The sequence below is a fragment of the Sediminihaliea albiluteola genome, from assembly GCF_014077625.1.
In the GTDB taxonomy this organism is placed as follows: domain Bacteria; phylum Pseudomonadota; class Gammaproteobacteria; order Pseudomonadales; family Halieaceae; genus Sediminihaliea; species Sediminihaliea albiluteola.
In genome coordinates this window covers 887,145-905,270 of record NZ_JACFXU010000013.1, presented here as the reverse complement: position 1 = coordinate 905,270, position 18,126 = coordinate 887,145, and the positions used below count along the sequence as shown (strand labels likewise).

The following is an 18,126-nucleotide window of genomic DNA, read 5'->3' as shown; positions in this document are numbered from 1 at the left end:
CCCTAGGACTTTTCTGTATAACTGAGTTCTTGTGACTCGGCACTGAAAATGCGCCGGTATTGGCTAGGTGAGAGGCCTTCACGACTTTTAAAAGCGGTAGAGAAGTTTGCTGCGGAGCTGAAACCTAAGAGAGCGGCGATATCTTCAATCGGAAGAGTGGGGTTATTAGCTAACAAGGATTTGGCTTTGTTGATTTTGGCTTCGCGAACGAAAGCAAACACCGTGCTTCCTAGTTCATGGCGAAATATTCGCAGCAAAGTCTTGTCGGATGTGCCCACAGCCTGTGCTATCTCAGCGAGTGTAGGTACATCTTGTAAATTCGATAGAATAAGCTTCACCGCCGCGTTGAGCACAACTTGTTCCGGCCGCTCTGTGGTCCCTGCGGGGTTTTTGTTGAGCTTATCTGTGCTTCGATGGAGCTGCAGGTGGACGCGGATTCGGGCTAGTAGCTCAGGTGGATAACAGGGCTTACTGACAAAATCAACGCCGCCAAGCTCCAAGCCTTTGATACGGTCTTCTACCAACAGGGAAGAAGATAAAAATATGATTGGAATATCTTTAGTCGCAGCATCCTCCTGCAGTAGTCGGCACAGTGAAAAGCCACTCATACCAGGCATATAGAGATCCAGCACAATAAGATCGGGCAATATCGCTCTAGCGCGATGAAGGCCGCTTTGCGGGCTGGAGGCTTGAGAAACTCGAAAATCCTTAGCGATGAGCAGTTTGACGACATCCTTTAGCGCCTCTGGCTGATCATCGATAAGTAATATATGAGCTAGATAGTTTTGCATCACAGTAGTTTACAATGTGTTTGTATCACTTGAGCTTTTTTACTTGGCAATATTGTCACTAGTAGAATGACCTGCAAACATTGTATCTAAAATAAGTAGGGCTTAAATATGCAGTGGATGGGCAATGGCTATTAGCTCAGCTCAGAACTCTATCTCAGCCTAGCTTTACTTAATTGAGAGGCGGCTACTACAGCCTATATATGTCTGAAGAAAGTACTCGTTTAGTGTTGCTGCTGATTGGCCCAGGCACATTGGCTATTTTTAGCTTGGCCTATTTGTGGGCATGGAGTCTTGAGCGCAAAAGGCATTATTTGCTGCTTTTTTCTGCTGCTTGCCTAGCCTTTTCTCTTGGCGTGTTAGTCCAAATATTTGCTTGGCCGAGCAACCTAGGGCACAACGCTTTGCTGTCAAATACCTTCTACACACTGTCAGTGCTGGCACTCTCTGATGGTGTGTTAAGGCGCTCTGCTAAAAGCTTTGGACTATTCAAGGCTCTGTTTCTATTGCTGCTGTCTTCTTGCCTCATTGCCTACTACTTCTACGTTGATCGCAATTTGGTAATGCGCGTTTATATCCAAAACTTTGGCTTTGGCTTAATTTTACTGATAAGTGCTTTGCGCCTCAGTGCTCTGGCTAAAGCTCGCTTCATTGATAGGGCGCTGTTCTGGACACTGCTGGTATTCTCTTTGCAGTTCTTTCCGCGCACGATACTGTTCTTTGATGTATCAGGCACTACTAACTTCGAGATGTTTGGGCAGTCGCTGTTTTGGCGCACACTGCAGCTTTCCCAGGCTGTTCTGGGCTCCGCTCTAGCTCTGGTTATCTTGGCCGCTGTGATTACAGATGTGATAGAGGACTTGCGCCGTGAGCGGGATGTCGACCGTCTCAGTGGTGTGTTTAACCGGCGGGGCTTCGATGAACACGCTGAGCGCGTTATGAATACTAGGGCTGTTTCGGTAGCTATGGTGTTGTGCGACCTGGACCATTTTAAGAGCATCAACGATAGATTTGGTCATTCCGCTGGCGACGAAGTGCTATGTCTTTTTGGGGCTATTCTGCGCCGTACGGCTCGTAAAAGTGATATTGTGGGGCGTGTCGGAGGTGAGGAGTTTGCTATCTTGCTAGTTGATGCAGAGCGCTCCGACGCGAAAGATTTCGTCACACGTCTGCAGCGCGCAATTGCCGATACGCAGTTCCCGCTTGGGGCTGCTAGAGAGCCGGTTAGCGCTAGTTTTGGTATTGCTGTATCTGCTAAAAATGAAGATCTTTCGTCTTTGTTTAAACGTGCTGATAGCGCGCTATATCAGGCAAAAAATACCGGGCGTAACAAGGCTGTGTTCAGTGATTGATAATCAATTTGCAGGCCATAGTTTAGCCTCAGAAATAGTGAGCCGCCGCAATCACTAAGTAGTGACTCATGGTCTTAAGGGGCCCGATATGCCTGAGTTTTAGACTTGGCTAAGGCTCGAGGAAGCGAGTAGTCTAGAAGACCTTAAGCCCAATAACTGCATGAGTTTAAATGATAGGCTATGAAATCCTTACCTAATAATGTGTCGCCCTATAAACGCACTCCAACTTTTACTGAAAACACGATCCCTAAAGGCTTGCTAGCTGAGCATAGGACCAAAGAGGGAACTTGGGGTTTAGTGGTAGTTGAGTCAGGTTCACTTATCTATACCATTACTGAGCCCGGTTTTGAGGAGGCAGTGACCCTAAGTCCAGAGCAGAGGGGAGTTGTGATGCCAGGTCAACGGCACCATGTTCGTGCCAGTGGCGCAGTACAGTTTTATGTCGAGTTCTATAAATAGGCTCATAGTTATCCCATAAGCTGGATACAATAAAGGGCTGTTGTTGCAGAGGAAGTTATGCCAAGTCCGATCAAGCGTCGTTTAGCTGAGTCCTATCAAGATCTTTTTGTTCCTCGCGAGATGAGCTGGCTGCAGTTCAATGCGCGGGTCTTGCAAGAGGCCGCCGACGAATCCGTACCGGTGATTGAACGCCTGCGCTATTTGGGAATTTTTTCCAACAATATGGACGAGTTTTACCGGGTTCGGGTGGCGGAAGTACGGCGCTTAGTTTCTGTTTCCTCCGGCAAGACGCAGCAGCAAGCGAAAGACTTGCTGGCCGACATACAAGCTCGTGTAGTGGCACTGCAAAAAGAGTTTGAGCCCGTGTATAACCGGGTGTTGCGGGACTTACGCGCGCGCCGGATTTACATGATTAACGAGCAGCAATTAGACGCTGGTCAAGCGCAGTTTGTGCAGGACTACTTTACCCACACGGTTCTACCTGAGTTAGAGCCTATTTTGCTGCGTCAGGAGCAGTCCATTCCACCGCTTAATGATGAGTCCATTTATTTGGCTATCGATATACGCTCAGGAGAGCAATACAACTATGCGGTGGTGGAAGTACCCACGGGGCCACTCGATCGCTTTGTTGAAATTCCTCGGCGCAAAGGGAAGGCGGGTAAGGTTTTTATCGCCTTGGACAACATCATGCGCGCCTGTTTGCCGCAGATGTTTCGCGGGGTTTTTGCCATTGATGAAGCGGCCGCTTACTGCTTTAAATTTTCTCGCGACGCCGAGTTAGAAATTGACCCGGGAATCTCGGAAAGCTTAATCCACAAAATGGCCAGTAGCCTTAAGCAGCGCCGTAAAGCGGATGCAGTGCGCTTTGTCTACGATGAAAAAATGCCCCAGCGCCTGTTAGATTATCTGAGCTCCCGCTTTGGCTTTGGTAAGTACGACAGCATGATTCCGGGGGGGCGCTATCATAACTCGAAAGACTTCATGTCCTTCCCTAATGTAGGCCCTAAGTATCTAGAGTTTAAGCCTTTACCGCCCATTCGTATTCCCCGTTTGGATGAGCCGGGCAGCTTGTTTGATAGTATTCGCGAACAGGATGTATTTCTTTTCTACCCCTATCACCCCTTTGACTACATCATAGATTTGTTGAAAACAGCGGCGCTAGACCCACATGTCACCTGCATCAAGATCTGTCTCTACCGTGTGGCTAAAGCATCTAGAGTCATCGATGCCTTGTTAAATGCCGTACAGAACGGCAAACGAGTACTGGCCGTGGTGGAGCTGGCGGCACGCTTTGATGAAGAGGCCAATATCAGTTGGGCTCAGCGCCTGACTGAAAATGGTATTGAAGTGATTTTTGGTATTCCGGGGCTCAAGGTGCACAGTAAGCTTTTACTGATTGAGCGGCGCGAGAACTCGAACATCCGCTATTACTCGCATATAGGTACCGGCAACTTTAATGAAAAAACAGCGCGGCTATACACTGACTTTACCTTGCTGACCCACAATCAAGATATCGGCAAGGATGTCTACAACGTGTTTGATTTTCTGCAGTTCAATTACAAGCGCCCCGAGTACAAACTGCTGTATGTATCACCCCACAGTACCCGCAGTGGTCTAGAGCAACTGATTGACCGCGAAATCAGCAATGCCCTAGATGGTTACCGAGCATCTATGACGCTCAAGTGCAATAATTTGGTTGATACAGAGCTGGTTGAAAAACTCTATGAGGCCTCTGAGGCTGGGGTGAAAATACGCCTTATCGTCCGCGGTATGTGCTCGCTTAAGCCCGGTGTGCCGGGGCTGTCAGAGAACATTCGGGCCATTAGTATTGTCGACCGTTTTCTTGAGCATCCGCGGGCTTACGTGTTTTATAACCGCGGTAAGCCACGCTACCTCATAGGCTCTGCCGACTTGATGACACGCAACATTGACTATCGAGTGGAGGTGCTGTGCCCAGTCTTAGATCAAACGGCTCAAATGATCATTCAGGATGTGCTAGATCAGCAGTGGAATGACAATGTTAAGGCGCGGATTATCGATGAGACTCAGAGCAATCAATATGCTAAAGCGAAGCCCAAAAGTGCCCGCATACGCTCACAGGAATCGATACATCGCTATCTGGCCACTGGCAAGTTACCGCGCTACCCCAAGTCCCGCATGACAGAGCAGACCAGGCGACGCAGAGTTCAAGATTGAGGGGGCTCTTGCGCTGAGAGGTCACTCAGTTACACTTTCTGAGTGACTTCACGGAGTTCAATAATGATCTTGTCTGTGGCCCGAGCCGCTAACCCAATTGACCAAACTGAATACAGGTGGCTAGATGTCAGGTAGTAGCTTACTGTTATTGATTGACGATATCGCAACTATTCTTGATGACGTGAGCGCGCTGTCTAAGGTGGCGGTTAAGAAAACCTCGGGCGTACTGGGTGATGACTTAGCGGTTAATGCTGAACAGGTCTCGGGCGTTAGTGCGGATCGTGAACTGCCGGTAGTATGGGCGGTCGCCAAGGGTTCATTTCGCAACAAGTTTATCCTGGTCCCTGCAGCACTGTTAATATCAGCCTTTATACCTTGGCTAATTACCCCGGTGTTGATGCTGGGTGGTTTGTTCCTCTGTTATGAAGGCTTTGAAAAGCTGGCTCACTCGACAAAAGATCGCAAATCAGAGAAAGCGGCGCAGCACCGTGCTGTCAATGCCCAGTTGGCGGATCCCAAAGTCAATCCACTTGAGCTAGAGCGCAGAAAGATAAAGGGAGCAATTCGCACTGACTTTATCCTCTCTGCAGAAATCATAGTCATCACTCTGGGTATCGTTGCCCACGCGGTATTTAGCACCCAAGTCATTGTGGTCTCTGGCATCGCCTTGCTTATGACCATAGGTGTTTATGGACTGGTTGCGGGAATCATTAAGCTCGACGATGTGGGACTGTATTTATCTCGTCGCAAAGGGCAGGGTAATGGGCTCAGCCTACTGCGCTGGTTTGGCCTACGCTTGGTGGTTTTTGCGCCAGTGTTGATGAAAACATTAGCCATCGTTGGCACTGCCGCGATGTTTATGGTCGGCGGTGGTATATTGGCTCACGGTCTGCCACCAGTGGCAGCATTATTTGACAGCCTAGTGGCGCTAAGCGCGGGTGTAGCTGCTTTAGGGCCAGTGCTTGATGCATTGGGTTTTACCTTGCTATCTGCGGTGCTGGGGGTGATAGCAGGTGCCCTCACCATGGCGCTATTGACTGCGGGCCAAGCGCTGCGCACTGCAGTCAGCGGCAATAGTAATTAGGCGGCACTAAGCTCTTTTGCCTGTAGCCGCCTAAGTCGTCAAGGTCTGACTTAGCGCTTGCGGAGCGAGCCGAGGATCCCGCGAAATAATTGGCGCCCCAAGCTGCTGCCCGCTGAGCGCAGCATGCTCTTAAAGAAAGCCTCGCCGCCACTTTGGCGCCTTGATGAGCTCTTTTTCTTGGGGGCGCTGGCTTTGGTTTCTTGTTCTGCTTCTTGTTGTGCTTTTAAAGCTGCCGCTGTGCGCTCGCTCAGTATTTCGTGCGCTGAATGGGGGTCGATGGCGTCTTTATAGCGTCGCTGATTGGGGTCATGTGCCAATACCGCTTCGCGCTCAGCCTTTGTCGCTGGCCCCATACGCGACTGCGGTGGCCGCACCAGCACCCGTTCAACAGGGGCGGGAATGCCTTTTTCTTGTAGGGTCGATACCAGAGCTTCGCCCACAGCTAACTCACTGATCGCGGTAACCGTATCCAGGGCGGGATTTTCTCGGAATGATTGGGCGGCGACTCGCACGGCCTTGCGCTCTTTTGGCGTGTAGGCGCGCAGGGCGTGTTGTATTCGGTTACCCAGTTGTGCCAAGACGGTATCGGGGATATCAGAGGGACTCTGGGTGACAAAATACACCCCGACGCCTTTGGAGCGAATCAAGCGAACCACTTGTTCAACTTTTTCCAGCAAAGCCTTGGGCGTATCTTTAAATAAGAGGTGGGCTTCATCGAAAAAGAACACCATCACTGGCTGTTCAGGGTCGCCTAGCTCTGGCAGGTTTTCGAATAACTCCGACAGAAGCCAGAGCAGAAAAGTCGAATAAACCCGTGGGTTTTGAATCAACTTGTCAGCAGCGAGTACGTTGATGACACCGCGGCCGTCGCGAGTGTTTTGCATAAAGTCGCTGAGCTGTAGGGCGGGCTCGCCAAAAAAAGCTCTGCCGCCTTCGCGCTCCAGCAGTAATAAGCGCCTTAAAATAGCATTGATTGAGGCTTTGGAGACGCCATAGGCGCTACCGAGCTCTTTGCCGTGATCACCTAAGTACTCGAGTGAAGTGCGCAGGTCCTGCAAGTCAACCAAGAGCATTCCTTCTTGGTCGGCGAATTCAAATACAAGGGTCATCACGCCTTCTTGGGTGTCATTTAAGTCCAGTAGGCGAGACAGTAATTGCGGACCCATTTCAGAGATGGTCGCGCGGATAGCTGTGCCCTGTTCACCAAATACATCCCAAAATGCCACTGGGTAGGCGCTGGCACGGTAATCTTCAATGCCAATTTTTTGTACGCGCTCATCGACTTTGGGGTGTGGCTTAGCCACTTGGCTCAAGCCTGATAGGTCGCCTTTTACATCGGCTAGGAACACCGGCACGCCGAGTTCTGAAAAGCCCTCTGCCAGACCTTGTAAGGTGACGGTTTTGCCGGTTCCTGTGGCCCCAGCCACGAGTCCATGACGGTTGGCGTAGCGTGGATTGAGGGAGATTTGCCCTGATTCGCTACCGCCGATAAGAATACCTTGCTTCATCTAAGTGTGTCCTATTTTTGTTGCGAACTGGCCGCTCTGGCCACATGATATGCAGCTTTAAAGCAGCATGCCAGCAGTGCTGGCTTGCTAGAGCAGATAATGACGGTCAGGAGAGCACTATGCGCTGGAAAAGTGGCAGACGCAGCAGCAACATTGACGATCGGCGCGGCCAGTCGGCGCGTTCAACAGCTGGCATGGCGGCAGCGCCGGCATTACTGCGTTTTTTACCGGCCTTGATGCGCAGCAAAACCGGCCGCAGGGTGTTGATAATCGCTGTCTTAGTGGTCTTTGGAGCGCGCTTGATGGGCGTCGATGTACTGTCGATGTTTAGTGGTGGCACTGCCTCAATGAACTCTGCCAGTGCGCCACTAAGTGCTGAGCAGCAGGAGCTTGCTGATTTTACCGCAGTGGTGCTGGCAGACACTGAGGATACTTGGCATAAAATTTTTCAGCAGCAGGCTAAGACATATCGTGAACCCACGCTGGTGTTATTCTCGGGGCGCGTCAATTCTGCCTGTGGCACGGCGAGCTCTGCAGTCGGGCCCTTTTATTGCCCTGGGGACCAAAAGCTGTACATCGACTTGAGCTTCTTCCACGACCTAAACACACGCTATGGCGCGCCGGGTGATTTTGCTCAAGCTTATGTGATCGCCCATGAGGTGGGTCATCATGTGCAAACTCTACTGGGTATTAGTCGGCAGCTGCAGTTGGCGGGGCAGGGTAAAAGTCAGGCTGAGATAAACGCACTATCCGTCAGGCAGGAGTTGCAGGCGGATTGTTTTGCGGGTCTTTGGGGGCACGCAGCCAATACGGAGCGACAGTTGTTAGATCCGGGTGACTTAGAGGAAGCGCTACGGGCGGCGACGGCCATCGGCGATGATCGCTTGCAGCGTCAGGCCGGCAGAGAAGTCGTGCCGGACAGCTTTACCCACGGGAGTTCTGCCCAGCGGGTGCGCTGGTTCCGCACAGGCTTTGAGTCAGGCCAATTGGCCAGTTGCGATACCTTCTCCAGCAGCTCACTGTGATAGAGGCCTAGCCATCGGCGATATGCGGGGCTGAATGGCTAGGCCTGGCCACCCTAGGTGACTTGGGTGGCGCCCCTCATAGCCATTTGATCCGGCGGAACTGAATCAGCATAGAGACCGCCACTGTCGCCATAACTGCTAATATTCCGAAATACCCCCAGCCCCACTCTAGCTCGGGCATATAGCGGAAGTTCATGCCATAGAGGCCCGCCAGAAAGCTCAAAGGTACGAAAATGGCGGTAATGATAGTTAACACTTTCATGGTGTTATTCAGGCTATAGGAACTAAGCGAAATATAGCCCTCCACTAAGTCACCACAAATGTCGTAATACATGCCACACAGGGTGTGGAGGCGCTCACAGCGGTCAAATAGATTGCGTCGCAGGTGATAGGTTTGATCGCGGCCACTGCCTAAATGGGGTGTGCCCTGGTGCAAGAGCTGCTCACTCATGCCCTGGTGGTAGCTGAAAATGCGCAGTAGCTTCTGTAGGCGTGAGCGGTAGGTCACCAGCTCTATCATCACTTCGTCGGCGCGGTCGCCCAGTAAGTCATCTTCGAGCTCCTCCAAAGTATCTTCAAAGCTCAGTATCTGGTCCAGATAGCGACCAGTAGCAAAGTGCAGCAGCTGTAGTGCCAGTGCTGCTGGGGAGCTCAGAGAGTTGTCATCAGGGGCTTGTTCCCAGAAGTGATTGACGCTAACCGCTAGACCTGAATGCACTGAGATCAGGTAGCGATCCGAGACCCAAAGACCTACTTGTTGCGGTGCTAAGCTCAGATTGTCGTCAATACTGGCGATGCCGCGAAACAGTATGAAGGTGTTTTCGTTAAAGACTTCAAGCTTCGGGGGATGTCGCTGACGCATACAGTCTTTAATCGCTAGTTGATTACAGCCTAGTGATTGCAGTAAGTTGCTGATTTGGGGAGTGAGTTCCCCCTCGATGTCCAGCCATAGAAATCCACTATCTGTTGCGCGCCATTGCTCGATTAGCTGGGCGCCGCCAGTTTCTTGTGTGCCGTCGCTGGAGAGTAATTTCGCTCGTATCATGATAAACATAACCCTTAGCTGGCTTGCCAGCGAGAGATCATAGCATGGAAGAAATCACTAACCTTCTCCATATGCCAGTTATTCAACTGGGTGGTATCACTATCGACTTCGCCAGAATTCTTGCTGTGCTGCTGGTGTGCTTGGTGGCACTGGTGATTATTGCTTGGACAGCTGGCTTTATTCGCCGCTCGATGATTAAGCGTGCCGTGAACCCTAATATCGTGCAGTTGGTATCTCGCGCCTATCAAGTCTTAAGTTTAGTTGTCCTGAGTCTAATTACCCTAGAGCTACTCAACGTCCCCTTAACAGCCTTTGCCTTTATTTCAGGTGCGGTAGCGATTGGGGTTGGTTTCGGCGCACAAAATATTATTAATAATTTTATCAGCGGCTGGATCCTGATGTGGGAGCGGCCGATCAAGATTGGGGATTTTTTAGAAATCGGAGAGGCTCGAGGCACCGTCGAAGCGATCAATACACGCTCAACACGTATTTGTCGGATTGATGGTGTCCATATGCTGGTTCCCAATAGTCATTTGCTTGAAAATACCGTAGTGAATTGGACTTTACTCGATAGTTTGGTGCGCACCAGTGTCCGAGTAGGAGTCGCTTACGGCTCGGATGTACGCTTAACTGAGCGCCTTTTATCTCAGGCAGCGGCAGAGCACCCCGATGTACTTAAAAGTCCATCGAGCTCGGTAATATTTGAGGATTTTGGCAGCAGCGCGCTGATTTTTGATCTCAATATATGGATCCATGCTCGGGCTGAACGCGGCTTGCGGGGCGTACGCAGTGATCTACGATTTAGAATTGAGGAGTTGTTTCGGGAAAATAAGGTGTCGATTGCCTTCCCGCAACAGGACGTTCATATCGATGGTGAGTTGCGATTACGGCAGGACTAAGCTCGGCCTGAGCTTGATGGTGAGCAGTAGAGTGATAGAGCTATCTCTCGCTGCCTCTATAATGTGACTATTAACAATCAATACAGAGCAAAGACAGTCAAAGTACAGTGAAGGAGTATGACAATGGATTTAATAAAGATGGGCGCAGAGTTACTGTCCGAAAAACTTGGTTTGAATGTGGATTTAGACAGCATTAGCGGCGCTTTATCCCAACTCTTAGGCGACGGTAAAGGCAATCTGGATTTGGCAGGTTTGGCGGGTCGTATGGCTGAGAGTGGCGGTTTAGAGTCAGTGCTTGGCACTTGGCTGGGAGATGGGGCTAATGCGCCGGTATCTGCCCAGAGTATTTTTGACTTACTCGGTAAGAGTAAAGTGGCAGATTTTGCTAGCTCAGTTGGCACAGAGCCAGAAACTGCCGCAGAAGGTCTATCTGATGTCTTACCTCAGCTGATGGACAAAGCCAGCAGTGGTGGTAGCTTGTTAGACGCCGCCGGTGGTATCGGTGGCTTAATGAGCGCAGCCACTTCGTTTTTCAACAAGTAAACATAGCTTAGTGCTACAAGCTGGTAAGGCTAAGAGAGTTTAAGAGTGGCGCTGCAAGCACTCACTTACAGCGCCTTAGAGGAATGAGGATGAGGACAGCGAGCCACACTCTACCCAAAACTATGTCTTGCGTAGAAATTTCTGCCCCAGGTGGCCCAGAGGTACTGCGGCTGGCGCAGCGAGACCTACCGCAGCCTGGTGTCGGCGAGGTTTTGATTAAAGTTGCCGCAGCCGGTGTGAACCGCCCCGATGTGGCGCAGCGCCAAGGCCTCTACCCACCGCCGCCAGGTGCCTCCGATTTACCCGGTTTAGAAGTGGCTGGAGAGGTGCTTGCGGTGGCTGAAGGGGTGAGTCAGTGGCGCGTAGGGGATTCTGTCTGCGCCTTGACCAACGGCGGTGGCTATGCAGCTTATGTCACAGCGCCGCAGGGGCAGTGCCTGCCTATTCCCGAAGGCTTAGATTACCTTGCTGCAGCTAGCTTGCCAGAAACTTTCTTTACCGTATGGAGTAACTTGTACGACCGTGCTGGGCTGCAAGCAGGGGAGAGTTTATTAGTACACGGTGGCAGTTCTGGCATTGGCGTGACAGCAATACAGATGGCGAAGGCGCTAGGGTCTCGGGTCTATGCTACAGCTGGAAGCGAGGAAAAATGTCGCGCCTGCGAAGCGCTTGGTGCTGAGCGGGCAGTGAACTACCGCAGCGAAGATTTTGTCGCTGTCCTTCAGGAGCTCACTGAGAATCGCGGTGTCGATGTCATCCTCGATATGGTCGGTGGCGATTACCTCAATCGCAACCTCTCAGTGGCAGCGATGGACGGCCGTGTGGTTAATATCGCTTTTCTGCAAGGTCACAAAGCCGAAATTAATTTAGCCATGGTTTTATTAAAGCGCTTAAGCTTAACGGGTTCCATGCTGCGTCCACAAAGCGCAGCGGCCAAAGCGGCTATTGCCACACAACTGCTAGAGCATGTTTGGCCGCTGATAGCAGCGGGGCGCATTAAACCGGTCATACACCAGCACTTTCCTTTAGCCGAAGCCACTGCGGCCCACAGCCTGATGGAGAGCAGTGCTCATATCGGCAAGATTGTGCTGACAGTCTGATTAAAACAATGAAAAATTCGGCTCCAGCCTAGAGCAGCAAGCGACAGGCTCAGCTGCTTCTCTGTGCTAGCTGCTATACTAGTGTGGCTTGTTAAGAGTTTTCTTCCTTAATTCTTGATTCTAATGCGGCAATTGACTTGAATAACTCGATTCGCGCAGGGGTGCTTCTGAGCTTCTCAAGTTTCGCTTGTGCCGTTTTGAGTAAGTTCGCCGCCTCGCCATGTCGTTTTGAGTCAATCAACAGCTCTGCCATATCGAGCTGCCAGCTAGGACTGGAACTAAGCACCGACTCAAGTGTTTGAAGGCGTTCAAGCGCAAGGTCTTTGCGGCCTCTTGCGCGCTCTATGGCGATCGCTTTGCGTTGCAATTGCGGCACGACTCCGATTTTTTCCAGGCCTTCATCAAGTAGTTGTAGGGCGGACTCAGGGCCATTAGCCTCGAGCTCAAGGAGCATGTCGGCGGCGCTGACATAATGGCCGGGATTGGGGCTGTCGTTTAATCTGAAGTACTGTGTTAAATCGGCAATAGCGCCGTGGTAGTCACCCATGTCGCGTTTCACTCTAGCCCGGTATTCGTAGCTGGGGTAGCTTTTCGGTGCCTGCGCTAAGAAGGCATCGAAGTGCCGCAAAGCTTGTTCAAGTTCACCCATGCGGTAATACACAACCCCCACATCGTGATCAAGTGCTTCAGGGCTACTCAAGGCAGCGGCTTTGCGGTAATCAGCTAAAGCTAGCTGGTATTGGGCATTGTCGGAGTAGGCCAGACCGCGACGGATATAGAGCTCGTAACGCTCTGGCTTATGCTCAATCATGTGACTCAAACGATGGATTAGATCATCTACTCCAGGGTGACTCCACAAAGGACTCGATACGATAGCTAGGCAAATGAATGCTGCAAATTTGCTAGGCGTAAACATAGACATATTCAAGGCCTTTGTAGAGAGTAAAGTGCGGGCCGCGCAGCCGGCGCGGCCCAGAAGAGTAGCTAACGCGTAATGATAAAGTGATCGAGTACCGTGCCATTATGATCAATAAAATTAGCTCTTAACTCGTGCTCGCCTGCATCTATGATGACAGAGCCGATGACCGCTAGGCCGTGACGTTTATCTTCCAAGCTGTCGGCCTCTTGTCTTATATGAGCGGCGTGGCGAAGCCACTGTTCGGGCTTTGTTGCGCCTGAATTACTATCGGCTTTACCGCTATTGCCAGCGACTGAGTACACTACGCGATCGTTGATGCCGCCGCTGCTGGGGCTGAGCTGAGCGTAGCGGTGATCGCCTTGTCCAAGTGAGGGGCGAGTAGGGTCACCGTCTATTAATTCGGCGTGCTGTGCAGCTGAGAAAGTATCCGAAGTACCTAAGTGCCCCCGTAGATAGTAACTGCGCTCATAGGAGTGAGAGTGGCCGCTGTAGACTACGTCGACACCGTATTGTTCAAAGATAGGCACAAACTCATTGCGCATATCCCACATGGGTCGGTCGATGGGATTGTTTTCTGTCTGGTCAGAGTCGTGGTTAGCGCCCTTTGAATAGGGTGGGTGGTGGAAAATTACTACGGTCCAGTCAAGTGTATTGCTGGCGAGATCGTCGATCAGCCACTGGCGCATAGTGGCGCGCTGTTGTTCATCTCTAGCTGTCAGTTGTGAGTCGAGACTGACAATATGTACGTTAGCGTAATCAAAAGAATAGTATTGCTCGGTGCCACTGGCTACGCCGCCAACTTCTGCAGCTGTTGGCAGCGTAAAGATATCCAAGTAGGGCATCAGTGTGGGTGCCGCCCCTTCTTCTTCAATCCACTGCTCTGGTTCAGCGCTAGTGCTAACGCCACCATGAAATAGGAATGAGTTGCCACAGGGGATCTCCACATAGGCACACAAGTCCAGTTGGCCGGCGCCCATTTCATGATTGCCAATGGTGGGCCATAAGGGCGTGGTTTTCAGTATACTTGGGTAGGTTTCAAACACCGCTTGTTGGTAGTTTAAATCGCTGCCGACCTCGTAAGCGTTGTCCCCTAGCATGATAAATAGGTCGACCGCTTCGCCTCCGCTCTGCTCTACAAATGTCAGCATGCCATCTCTTACTGCAGCAGCCTCACCCTCGTGAGCCTCGCGCTCATCGTCACCGCCAGTGCCAGAGTCACCGACCAGCCAAATGCGAGTATTGCCATCCTTAGGTAGCTTACCTGACAGCGGGGAGGAGTTGAAAAACTGTCCCTCTGGGGCTGTGGCTGCAGCGCCTATAGAGTAGTAGTAGCGAGTATCTGGGCTTAAGCCGCTAAGTAGCGCTTCTTTGTGCTCGCCGGCGGTTTCTTGCGCATCGACCAAATGCTGCAGCTTAGATGGATCGCTACCGAAGCAAAGCTCTGATGCATCTCCACGCCACTTTACGATTGCTGAGTCGCTGCTGACCTGCTGTAAAAATAAGCGACTCGATGTTGTCTCAACCCCCACGCAGGGATTAGCTACTACTTCGCTCGGGCGCCTATCACTGCTGTCGGAACAAGCCGACAGAATTATAGGCAGCATCACTGCTGAAACTATAACAAGACCTTTCATGCCCATCATTTTATCCATCCTTTTTATTAGAATATGGAACTACTACTGTTATAACTAGCGATGAACAATGCTCATCAGGTATAGCCCTAGCATCACCTGTTAAGTGCAGCTGGCTGTAATGCTAGTTACCATCTTTGCCATAATAAGAAGGCGCAAGCTTTAGCCTTTGCCCAAGGCAAAAGAGTTACAGTAAATATAGCAACTTAGCAGCTAAAGAATACTACTTTAGCTGAAGACTGCTTTTATAAAAGTAACATCGGCTCTGCTATTGCTTGGGCGTATAGATTTTTCTGCTCCAGCAAGGCTTTATGAGACGCCAGAGTTAGACTGTTCAGCTAGTGGAAGCACGCTATGGTCGTAGTGATCTCGATAGGCTAAAAGCGCTTTTCGCAGAGATTCATCATCTTTGAACAGCTTGTGGTTTTCCTGCAAGATCAGATCGATGGCATGCCGCTGGACGATACTTGCCACTCGATAATTACCCGAGCGGCTGAGCTCCTGTCCTCGCTGCAATCGTTCTTGCACTTTTGTCAGCAGTTGCGAGTTAACTCGGAAGTAGTCACTATTTTGCACTAGGCAACGGCTCAGTATATCGGCGCTGAGTCGGGCGGATTTCTCCAAAGCCGAGTGGATGCTCGCATCCTGTTGTTTCTTTCTCGTATTCATTGGCGCAGTGTTTCCTCTTGCACAGTATGGCCGAGTTGCCTAATGGCCTAAGCCAAGTCAGAGCGGCACGGTTTCTGCTTAGGGCGACGCTGAGTCGCGGTCAAGTAAGGGTTTAAAATAGCCCATCAAGATCTTCCAGAGCATCGATTATTACTCCACTAGCCATATTAATGAGGAGTAAATCACTGCCGACCCGTATGAGTTTGTGCCCTTCTGGGCTGCGGCCGAGGCGATCGATCAAGGCCTTAGGCAGGTCATAGTAAACAAGGTCACCGGGTAGTCGCTGGCCTTTTTTCCATTGCTTGATTTGTCCCGGCGGTTGACAGCCATTATTTTTTTTAGCTAAGCCTGGCGGGCATTTTTTGGTTTTAGTGTTCTGAGAATAATAAGATCGGATAATTGCTTGGCGGTCATGGTTGAAGTAGCTTAGGTGTTGAGCTTGCTTGCTACTCGAAGCTGAAGCAGCTGTAGAGCGCTGCTCATAGTTGTTGCTCCCAGTATTAGCCAGGGATTTTGGCTTATCAGCGAAGGATGGGAAGGCTGCAAGCGTTATGAGGCCTATAGAAACGCTAAGTTTTAGCATCATATGAATCATTATTTCCTTTCCTAAAGAAAGATGCGGGTTTTATAGGATATCAGCGGGTTTAAATAATCCGTTCACCTTGGGGCCACTTGCCCAGCCAAGTGTCTTTGTCACAATAGCTCCATTGGCCCTCAAATTTATCGAGCTCGGCAGAATCGAACTCTAGTTTTAGGCGGCCCCAGTAGTAGCTTCCCGCTTTTTCGCTGTCGCAGCGCTGACGGGAACCATCTTCGATCCAGTAGCCCTCTAATACTGTATCGCTGGTCATTTCACCCCGGATACGTCCGTTATCACTAGTATATTCACCCACTAACTCACCTTTTTCTCGACGCAACTCGATGATGCCAATGTCAGCTGCGGTCCAAAGTCCTAGGATTTCACTCGGTTCTGTCGCTTCGGCATCTACGGCTAGTGAACGGCGCAGCGTTATTTCAACTCGCCGGTTTTGTGCGCGGCCCTTTGCACTGTCGTTACTGGCAATTGGCCGCGTTAGGCCCCAGGCCTCGGTCTTCAGGTGTTTTTCTGGGAAATTGGCAAAATCAATCAAATAGCGTGCTACAGCAGTGGCACGATTCTGCGAGAGTTCTTGGTTAATTTCGGCGCTGCCGACGTTGTCAGTATGTCCGGCCACCACGATCGATTGCAGTTCTTTGGGGTCAATGCCGGCGATTGCAGCATCGATCGCTGCAGAGGCGGTAGATTGTAATTCGTATTGGCCGCTGGCAAATAAAACAGCACTATCTAGGGCGATCTGCTCCGCTGATCCAATGGCGCCTACAGCATCGATATCTGCTCCAGGCCAGTTACCTCTGCAGTCCTCACGCAGGTCTACCAGTTTCACATAGCGAAAGGTTTCATCAGCCTTAACATAGGGAGCAATATCGACATCCGCTCGGCCGCCTGTAATGCGACCGATCCGCGTCCAGCTTTCACCATCAGCAGAAATGGCTAGGGCAGTAGGTTCAACCGAGGGCCCGATCTCGAATACATAGAGGTCCGGTCCGGGCACATCGATCAAAATATTATCGCTAAACTTAACAATCAGCTCGCCGCCACAACCGAGTGATACATAGTTACTATCATTTTTAGCGTCGTAATTTGGAATGCCAAGAGCTTGTTGAGGGTTGCGCGCCGATTCAATCGCTTCTTTTGTGCCGCTATAGTAACTCACTACCTCGTCTGCAAATGAGCTATGCCCTTCAGGAAATAGCACCTCGCCACCATGGCCATCCGGATAGGCTTTGGGCTCAGCCAAGGCCTGCCCAGCGCCTAAGCTCACACTAAGCCCAAACAGCACAACAGCCCTGAGGCTGCTGTGTGCAAAGAATGAAATAGTCTTTGATTTAAAGAAAGTCGATCCTGCTAAGATGGCTTTGAAATTAAGCCTCTGTAATTTACAAAGCTGCTTTGTTACTGCTTTCCTATCCTGCTGCATCTCAAGCTCTCCGCTGATCTTTATATTTTTAATCGGCCCGAACATACAGAAATCTGTCGCTGTGACCAAGGCAGTGAATATTTTGCCAATAGATTAAGCACTAGTCTTTCGACTTGCTCAAGTGTGAGCTGTTGGAAATACGACCAGTTCATCGCCTGCTTGCCAGGGCTGATACTTGGTCATGACTTGTAGGAATAGCGGGTGTTCTAGCCAATCTCTCAGCCACTGCTGTAGCTGAGGGTAGGGTAGGCGATAAAAAACCTCCCGATCAACATGGGCGAATTGACGCACAAAAGGCATGATGGCGATATCTGCAATGCTGATATGCTTGCCTAATAGGTAGTGGTTTTTGCTCAATAGCTTTTCTAACACTTGCAAAAACACTTCGCCCTGCTCTCGGTACGCCGATTGAGATTGCTCCGGATAGCGATCAGCGTATTTGTAGCGATCCAAGTAGTGTTTAAATTCATTGTCGTTTTGCTCGATCAAGGTATTGGCAGTCTGTAAGTCTGTATTTAACAGGCCCTGTGGGTCATTGATTTGCAGCGCCCACTCTAGAATTTCTTTACTCTCTTCGATCAGGCCCTGATGCTGGCCCTTATCATCAAGCAGCTCTAGTACTGGCACAGTGCCTTTGGGGCTGATAGCCAGCATCTCAGCCGGTTTATTTTTAAGTACTATCTCTCGTAGCTCCACAGTCAGCTCGGCAAACAAGATGCCAAGTCGAGCCCGCATTGCGTAAGGACAGCGGCGAAAGGAGTACAAACGGTGCAGTAACATCGTGAGGCTATGATCCCTAGATAAATGACTAGTGCCTCTATTGTAGCGAAATTAACTAGAACTTTGAGACTCTGCCAGCAGCTGCGCCAATAGCCACAGTCAAGCTAGAG

The 18,126-nt window shown here is 50.6% G+C and carries 17 protein-coding genes; 8 read left to right on the top strand and 9 right to left on the bottom strand.

What is annotated here, in order from left to right:
• Positions 1-2 precede the first annotated feature (2 nt).
• On the bottom strand, positions 3-791 hold the full coding sequence (locus H2508_RS05090; RefSeq protein WP_182170830.1) for a helix-turn-helix domain-containing protein: 789 nt from the start codon (positions 789-791) through the stop codon (positions 3-5).
• Positions 792-991: 200 nt separating this feature from the next.
• Between H2508_RS05090 and H2508_RS05085 the strand changes: the two genes are divergently transcribed.
• The 4 genes from H2508_RS05085 to H2508_RS05070 all read left to right on the top strand — a co-directional run bounded on the left by H2508_RS05085 (position 992) and on the right by H2508_RS05070 (position 5,879).
• A complete protein-coding gene (locus H2508_RS05085; RefSeq protein ID WP_182169531.1) occupies positions 992-2,140 on the top strand; it encodes a GGDEF domain-containing protein in 1,149 nt (382 codons plus the stop codon).
• Between the two features lie 180 nt (positions 2,141-2,320).
• Positions 2,321-2,599, top strand: coding sequence for a DUF1971 domain-containing protein (locus H2508_RS05080; RefSeq protein ID WP_182169528.1), 279 nt, complete (start codon positions 2,321-2,323; stop codon positions 2,597-2,599).
• 57 nt (positions 2,600-2,656) lie between these two features.
• Entirely contained in the window at positions 2,657-4,795 is a 2,139-nt protein-coding gene (gene ppk1, locus H2508_RS05075; protein WP_182169525.1) for a polyphosphate kinase 1, read from the top strand.
• 124 nt (positions 4,796-4,919) lie between these two features.
• Positions 4,920-5,879, top strand: a complete 960-nt coding sequence (locus H2508_RS05070) for a DUF808 domain-containing protein (protein ID WP_182169522.1) — start codon at positions 4,920-4,922, stop codon at positions 5,877-5,879.
• 50 nt (positions 5,880-5,929) lie between these two features.
• Here the strand turns inward: H2508_RS05070 and H2508_RS05065 are convergent, their stop codons facing one another.
• Entirely contained in the window at positions 5,930-7,387 is a 1,458-nt protein-coding gene (locus H2508_RS05065; protein ID WP_182169519.1) for a helicase HerA-like domain-containing protein, read from the bottom strand.
• Between the two features lie 119 nt (positions 7,388-7,506).
• On the opposite strand from H2508_RS05065, the gene ypfJ reads away from it, so the two are divergent.
• Positions 7,507-8,412 (top strand): KPN_02809 family neutral zinc metallopeptidase, encoded by a 906-nt coding sequence (gene ypfJ, locus H2508_RS05060; protein WP_182169516.1) that lies wholly within the window; start codon positions 7,507-7,509, stop codon positions 8,410-8,412.
• Between the two features lie 76 nt (positions 8,413-8,488).
• Here the strand turns inward: ypfJ and H2508_RS05055 are convergent, their stop codons facing one another.
• Complete coding sequence (locus tag H2508_RS05055) at positions 8,489-9,457, bottom strand: magnesium transporter CorA family protein (protein WP_182169513.1); 969 nt, start codon at positions 9,455-9,457, stop codon at positions 8,489-8,491.
• Positions 9,458-9,501: 44 nt separating this feature from the next.
• Between H2508_RS05055 and H2508_RS05050 the strand changes: the two genes are divergently transcribed.
• The 3 genes from H2508_RS05050 (at position 9,502) to H2508_RS05040 (ending at position 11,999) form a co-directional block, all read left to right on the top strand.
• Positions 9,502-10,356 (top strand): mechanosensitive ion channel family protein, encoded by an 855-nt coding sequence (locus tag H2508_RS05050; RefSeq protein ID WP_182169510.1) that lies wholly within the window; start codon positions 9,502-9,504, stop codon positions 10,354-10,356.
• 123 nt (positions 10,357-10,479) lie between these two features.
• Positions 10,480-10,899, top strand: a complete 420-nt coding sequence (locus tag H2508_RS05045) for a YidB family protein (RefSeq protein ID WP_182169507.1) — start codon at positions 10,480-10,482, stop codon at positions 10,897-10,899.
• Between the two features lie 89 nt (positions 10,900-10,988).
• Positions 10,989-11,999, top strand: coding sequence for an NAD(P)H-quinone oxidoreductase (locus H2508_RS05040; protein WP_235964842.1), 1,011 nt, complete (start codon positions 10,989-10,991; stop codon positions 11,997-11,999).
• Between the two features lie 91 nt (positions 12,000-12,090).
• Here H2508_RS05040 and H2508_RS05035 read toward each other — a convergent pair whose 3' ends face one another.
• From H2508_RS05035 to H2508_RS05010, 6 genes are all read right to left on the bottom strand, one after another.
• Positions 12,091-12,921, bottom strand: coding sequence for a tetratricopeptide repeat protein (locus H2508_RS05035; protein ID WP_182169504.1), 831 nt, complete (start codon positions 12,919-12,921; stop codon positions 12,091-12,093).
• Positions 12,922-12,983: 62 nt separating this feature from the next.
• Entirely contained in the window at positions 12,984-14,561 is a 1,578-nt protein-coding gene (locus H2508_RS05030) for a purple acid phosphatase family protein (RefSeq protein WP_182169501.1), read from the bottom strand.
• A 297-nt stretch (positions 14,562-14,858) separates the two neighbouring features.
• The gene (locus H2508_RS05025) at positions 14,859-15,218 is read right to left on the bottom strand and encodes a hypothetical protein (RefSeq protein WP_182169498.1); all 360 of its coding nucleotides are present in this window, start codon (positions 15,216-15,218) and stop codon (positions 14,859-14,861) included.
• Between the two features lie 112 nt (positions 15,219-15,330).
• Positions 15,331-15,813 (bottom strand): hypothetical protein, encoded by a 483-nt coding sequence (locus H2508_RS05020; protein ID WP_182169495.1) that lies wholly within the window; start codon positions 15,811-15,813, stop codon positions 15,331-15,333.
• 49 nt (positions 15,814-15,862) lie between these two features.
• Entirely contained in the window at positions 15,863-17,080 is a 1,218-nt protein-coding gene (locus tag H2508_RS05015) for an OmpA family protein (RefSeq protein WP_182169492.1), read from the bottom strand.
• 273 nt (positions 17,081-17,353) lie between these two features.
• Positions 17,354-18,016: a glutathione S-transferase gene (locus H2508_RS05010; protein WP_182169489.1), complete on the bottom strand. Its 663-nt coding sequence runs from the start codon at positions 18,014-18,016 to the stop codon at positions 17,354-17,356.
• Positions 18,017-18,126 lie beyond the last annotated feature (110 nt).

What these genes read in the sequence shown, in the direction of transcription:
- H2508_RS05085 (WP_182169531.1), top strand. Translation starts at nt 992, where the DNA reads ATGTCTGAAGAAAGTACTCGTTTAGTGTTGCTGCTGATTGGCCCAGGC.
- ppk1 (WP_182169525.1), top strand. Translation starts at nt 2,657, where the DNA reads ATGCCAAGTCCGATCAAGCGTCGTTTAGCTGAGTCCTATCAAGATCTT.
- ypfJ (WP_182169516.1), top strand. Translation starts at nt 7,507, where the DNA reads ATGCGCTGGAAAAGTGGCAGACGCAGCAGCAACATTGACGATCGGCGC.
- H2508_RS05020 (WP_182169495.1), bottom strand. Translation starts at nt 15,813, where the DNA reads ATGATTCATATGATGCTAAAACTTAGCGTTTCTATAGGCCTCATAACG.
- H2508_RS05090 (WP_182170830.1), bottom strand. Translation starts at nt 791, where the DNA reads ATGCAAAACTATCTAGCTCATATATTACTTATCGATGATCAGCCAGAG.
- H2508_RS05025 (WP_182169498.1), bottom strand. Translation starts at nt 15,218, where the DNA reads ATGAATACGAGAAAGAAACAACAGGATGCGAGCATCCACTCGGCTTTG.
- H2508_RS05055 (WP_182169513.1), bottom strand. Translation starts at nt 9,457, where the DNA reads ATGATACGAGCGAAATTACTCTCCAGCGACGGCACACAAGAAACTGGC.
- H2508_RS05045 (WP_182169507.1), top strand. Translation starts at nt 10,480, where the DNA reads ATGGATTTAATAAAGATGGGCGCAGAGTTACTGTCCGAAAAACTTGGT.
- H2508_RS05010 (WP_182169489.1), bottom strand. Translation starts at nt 18,016, where the DNA reads ATGTTACTGCACCGTTTGTACTCCTTTCGCCGCTGTCCTTACGCAATG.
- H2508_RS05035 (WP_182169504.1), bottom strand. Translation starts at nt 12,921, where the DNA reads ATGTCTATGTTTACGCCTAGCAAATTTGCAGCATTCATTTGCCTAGCT.
- H2508_RS05040 (WP_235964842.1), top strand. Translation starts at nt 10,989, where the DNA reads ATGAGGACAGCGAGCCACACTCTACCCAAAACTATGTCTTGCGTAGAA.
- H2508_RS05050 (WP_182169510.1), top strand. Translation starts at nt 9,502, where the DNA reads ATGGAAGAAATCACTAACCTTCTCCATATGCCAGTTATTCAACTGGGT.
- H2508_RS05070 (WP_182169522.1), top strand. Translation starts at nt 4,920, where the DNA reads ATGTCAGGTAGTAGCTTACTGTTATTGATTGACGATATCGCAACTATT.
- H2508_RS05065 (WP_182169519.1), bottom strand. Translation starts at nt 7,387, where the DNA reads ATGAAGCAAGGTATTCTTATCGGCGGTAGCGAATCAGGGCAAATCTCC.
- H2508_RS05080 (WP_182169528.1), top strand. Translation starts at nt 2,321, where the DNA reads ATGAAATCCTTACCTAATAATGTGTCGCCCTATAAACGCACTCCAACT.
- H2508_RS05030 (WP_182169501.1), bottom strand. Translation starts at nt 14,561, where the DNA reads ATGATGGGCATGAAAGGTCTTGTTATAGTTTCAGCAGTGATGCTGCCT.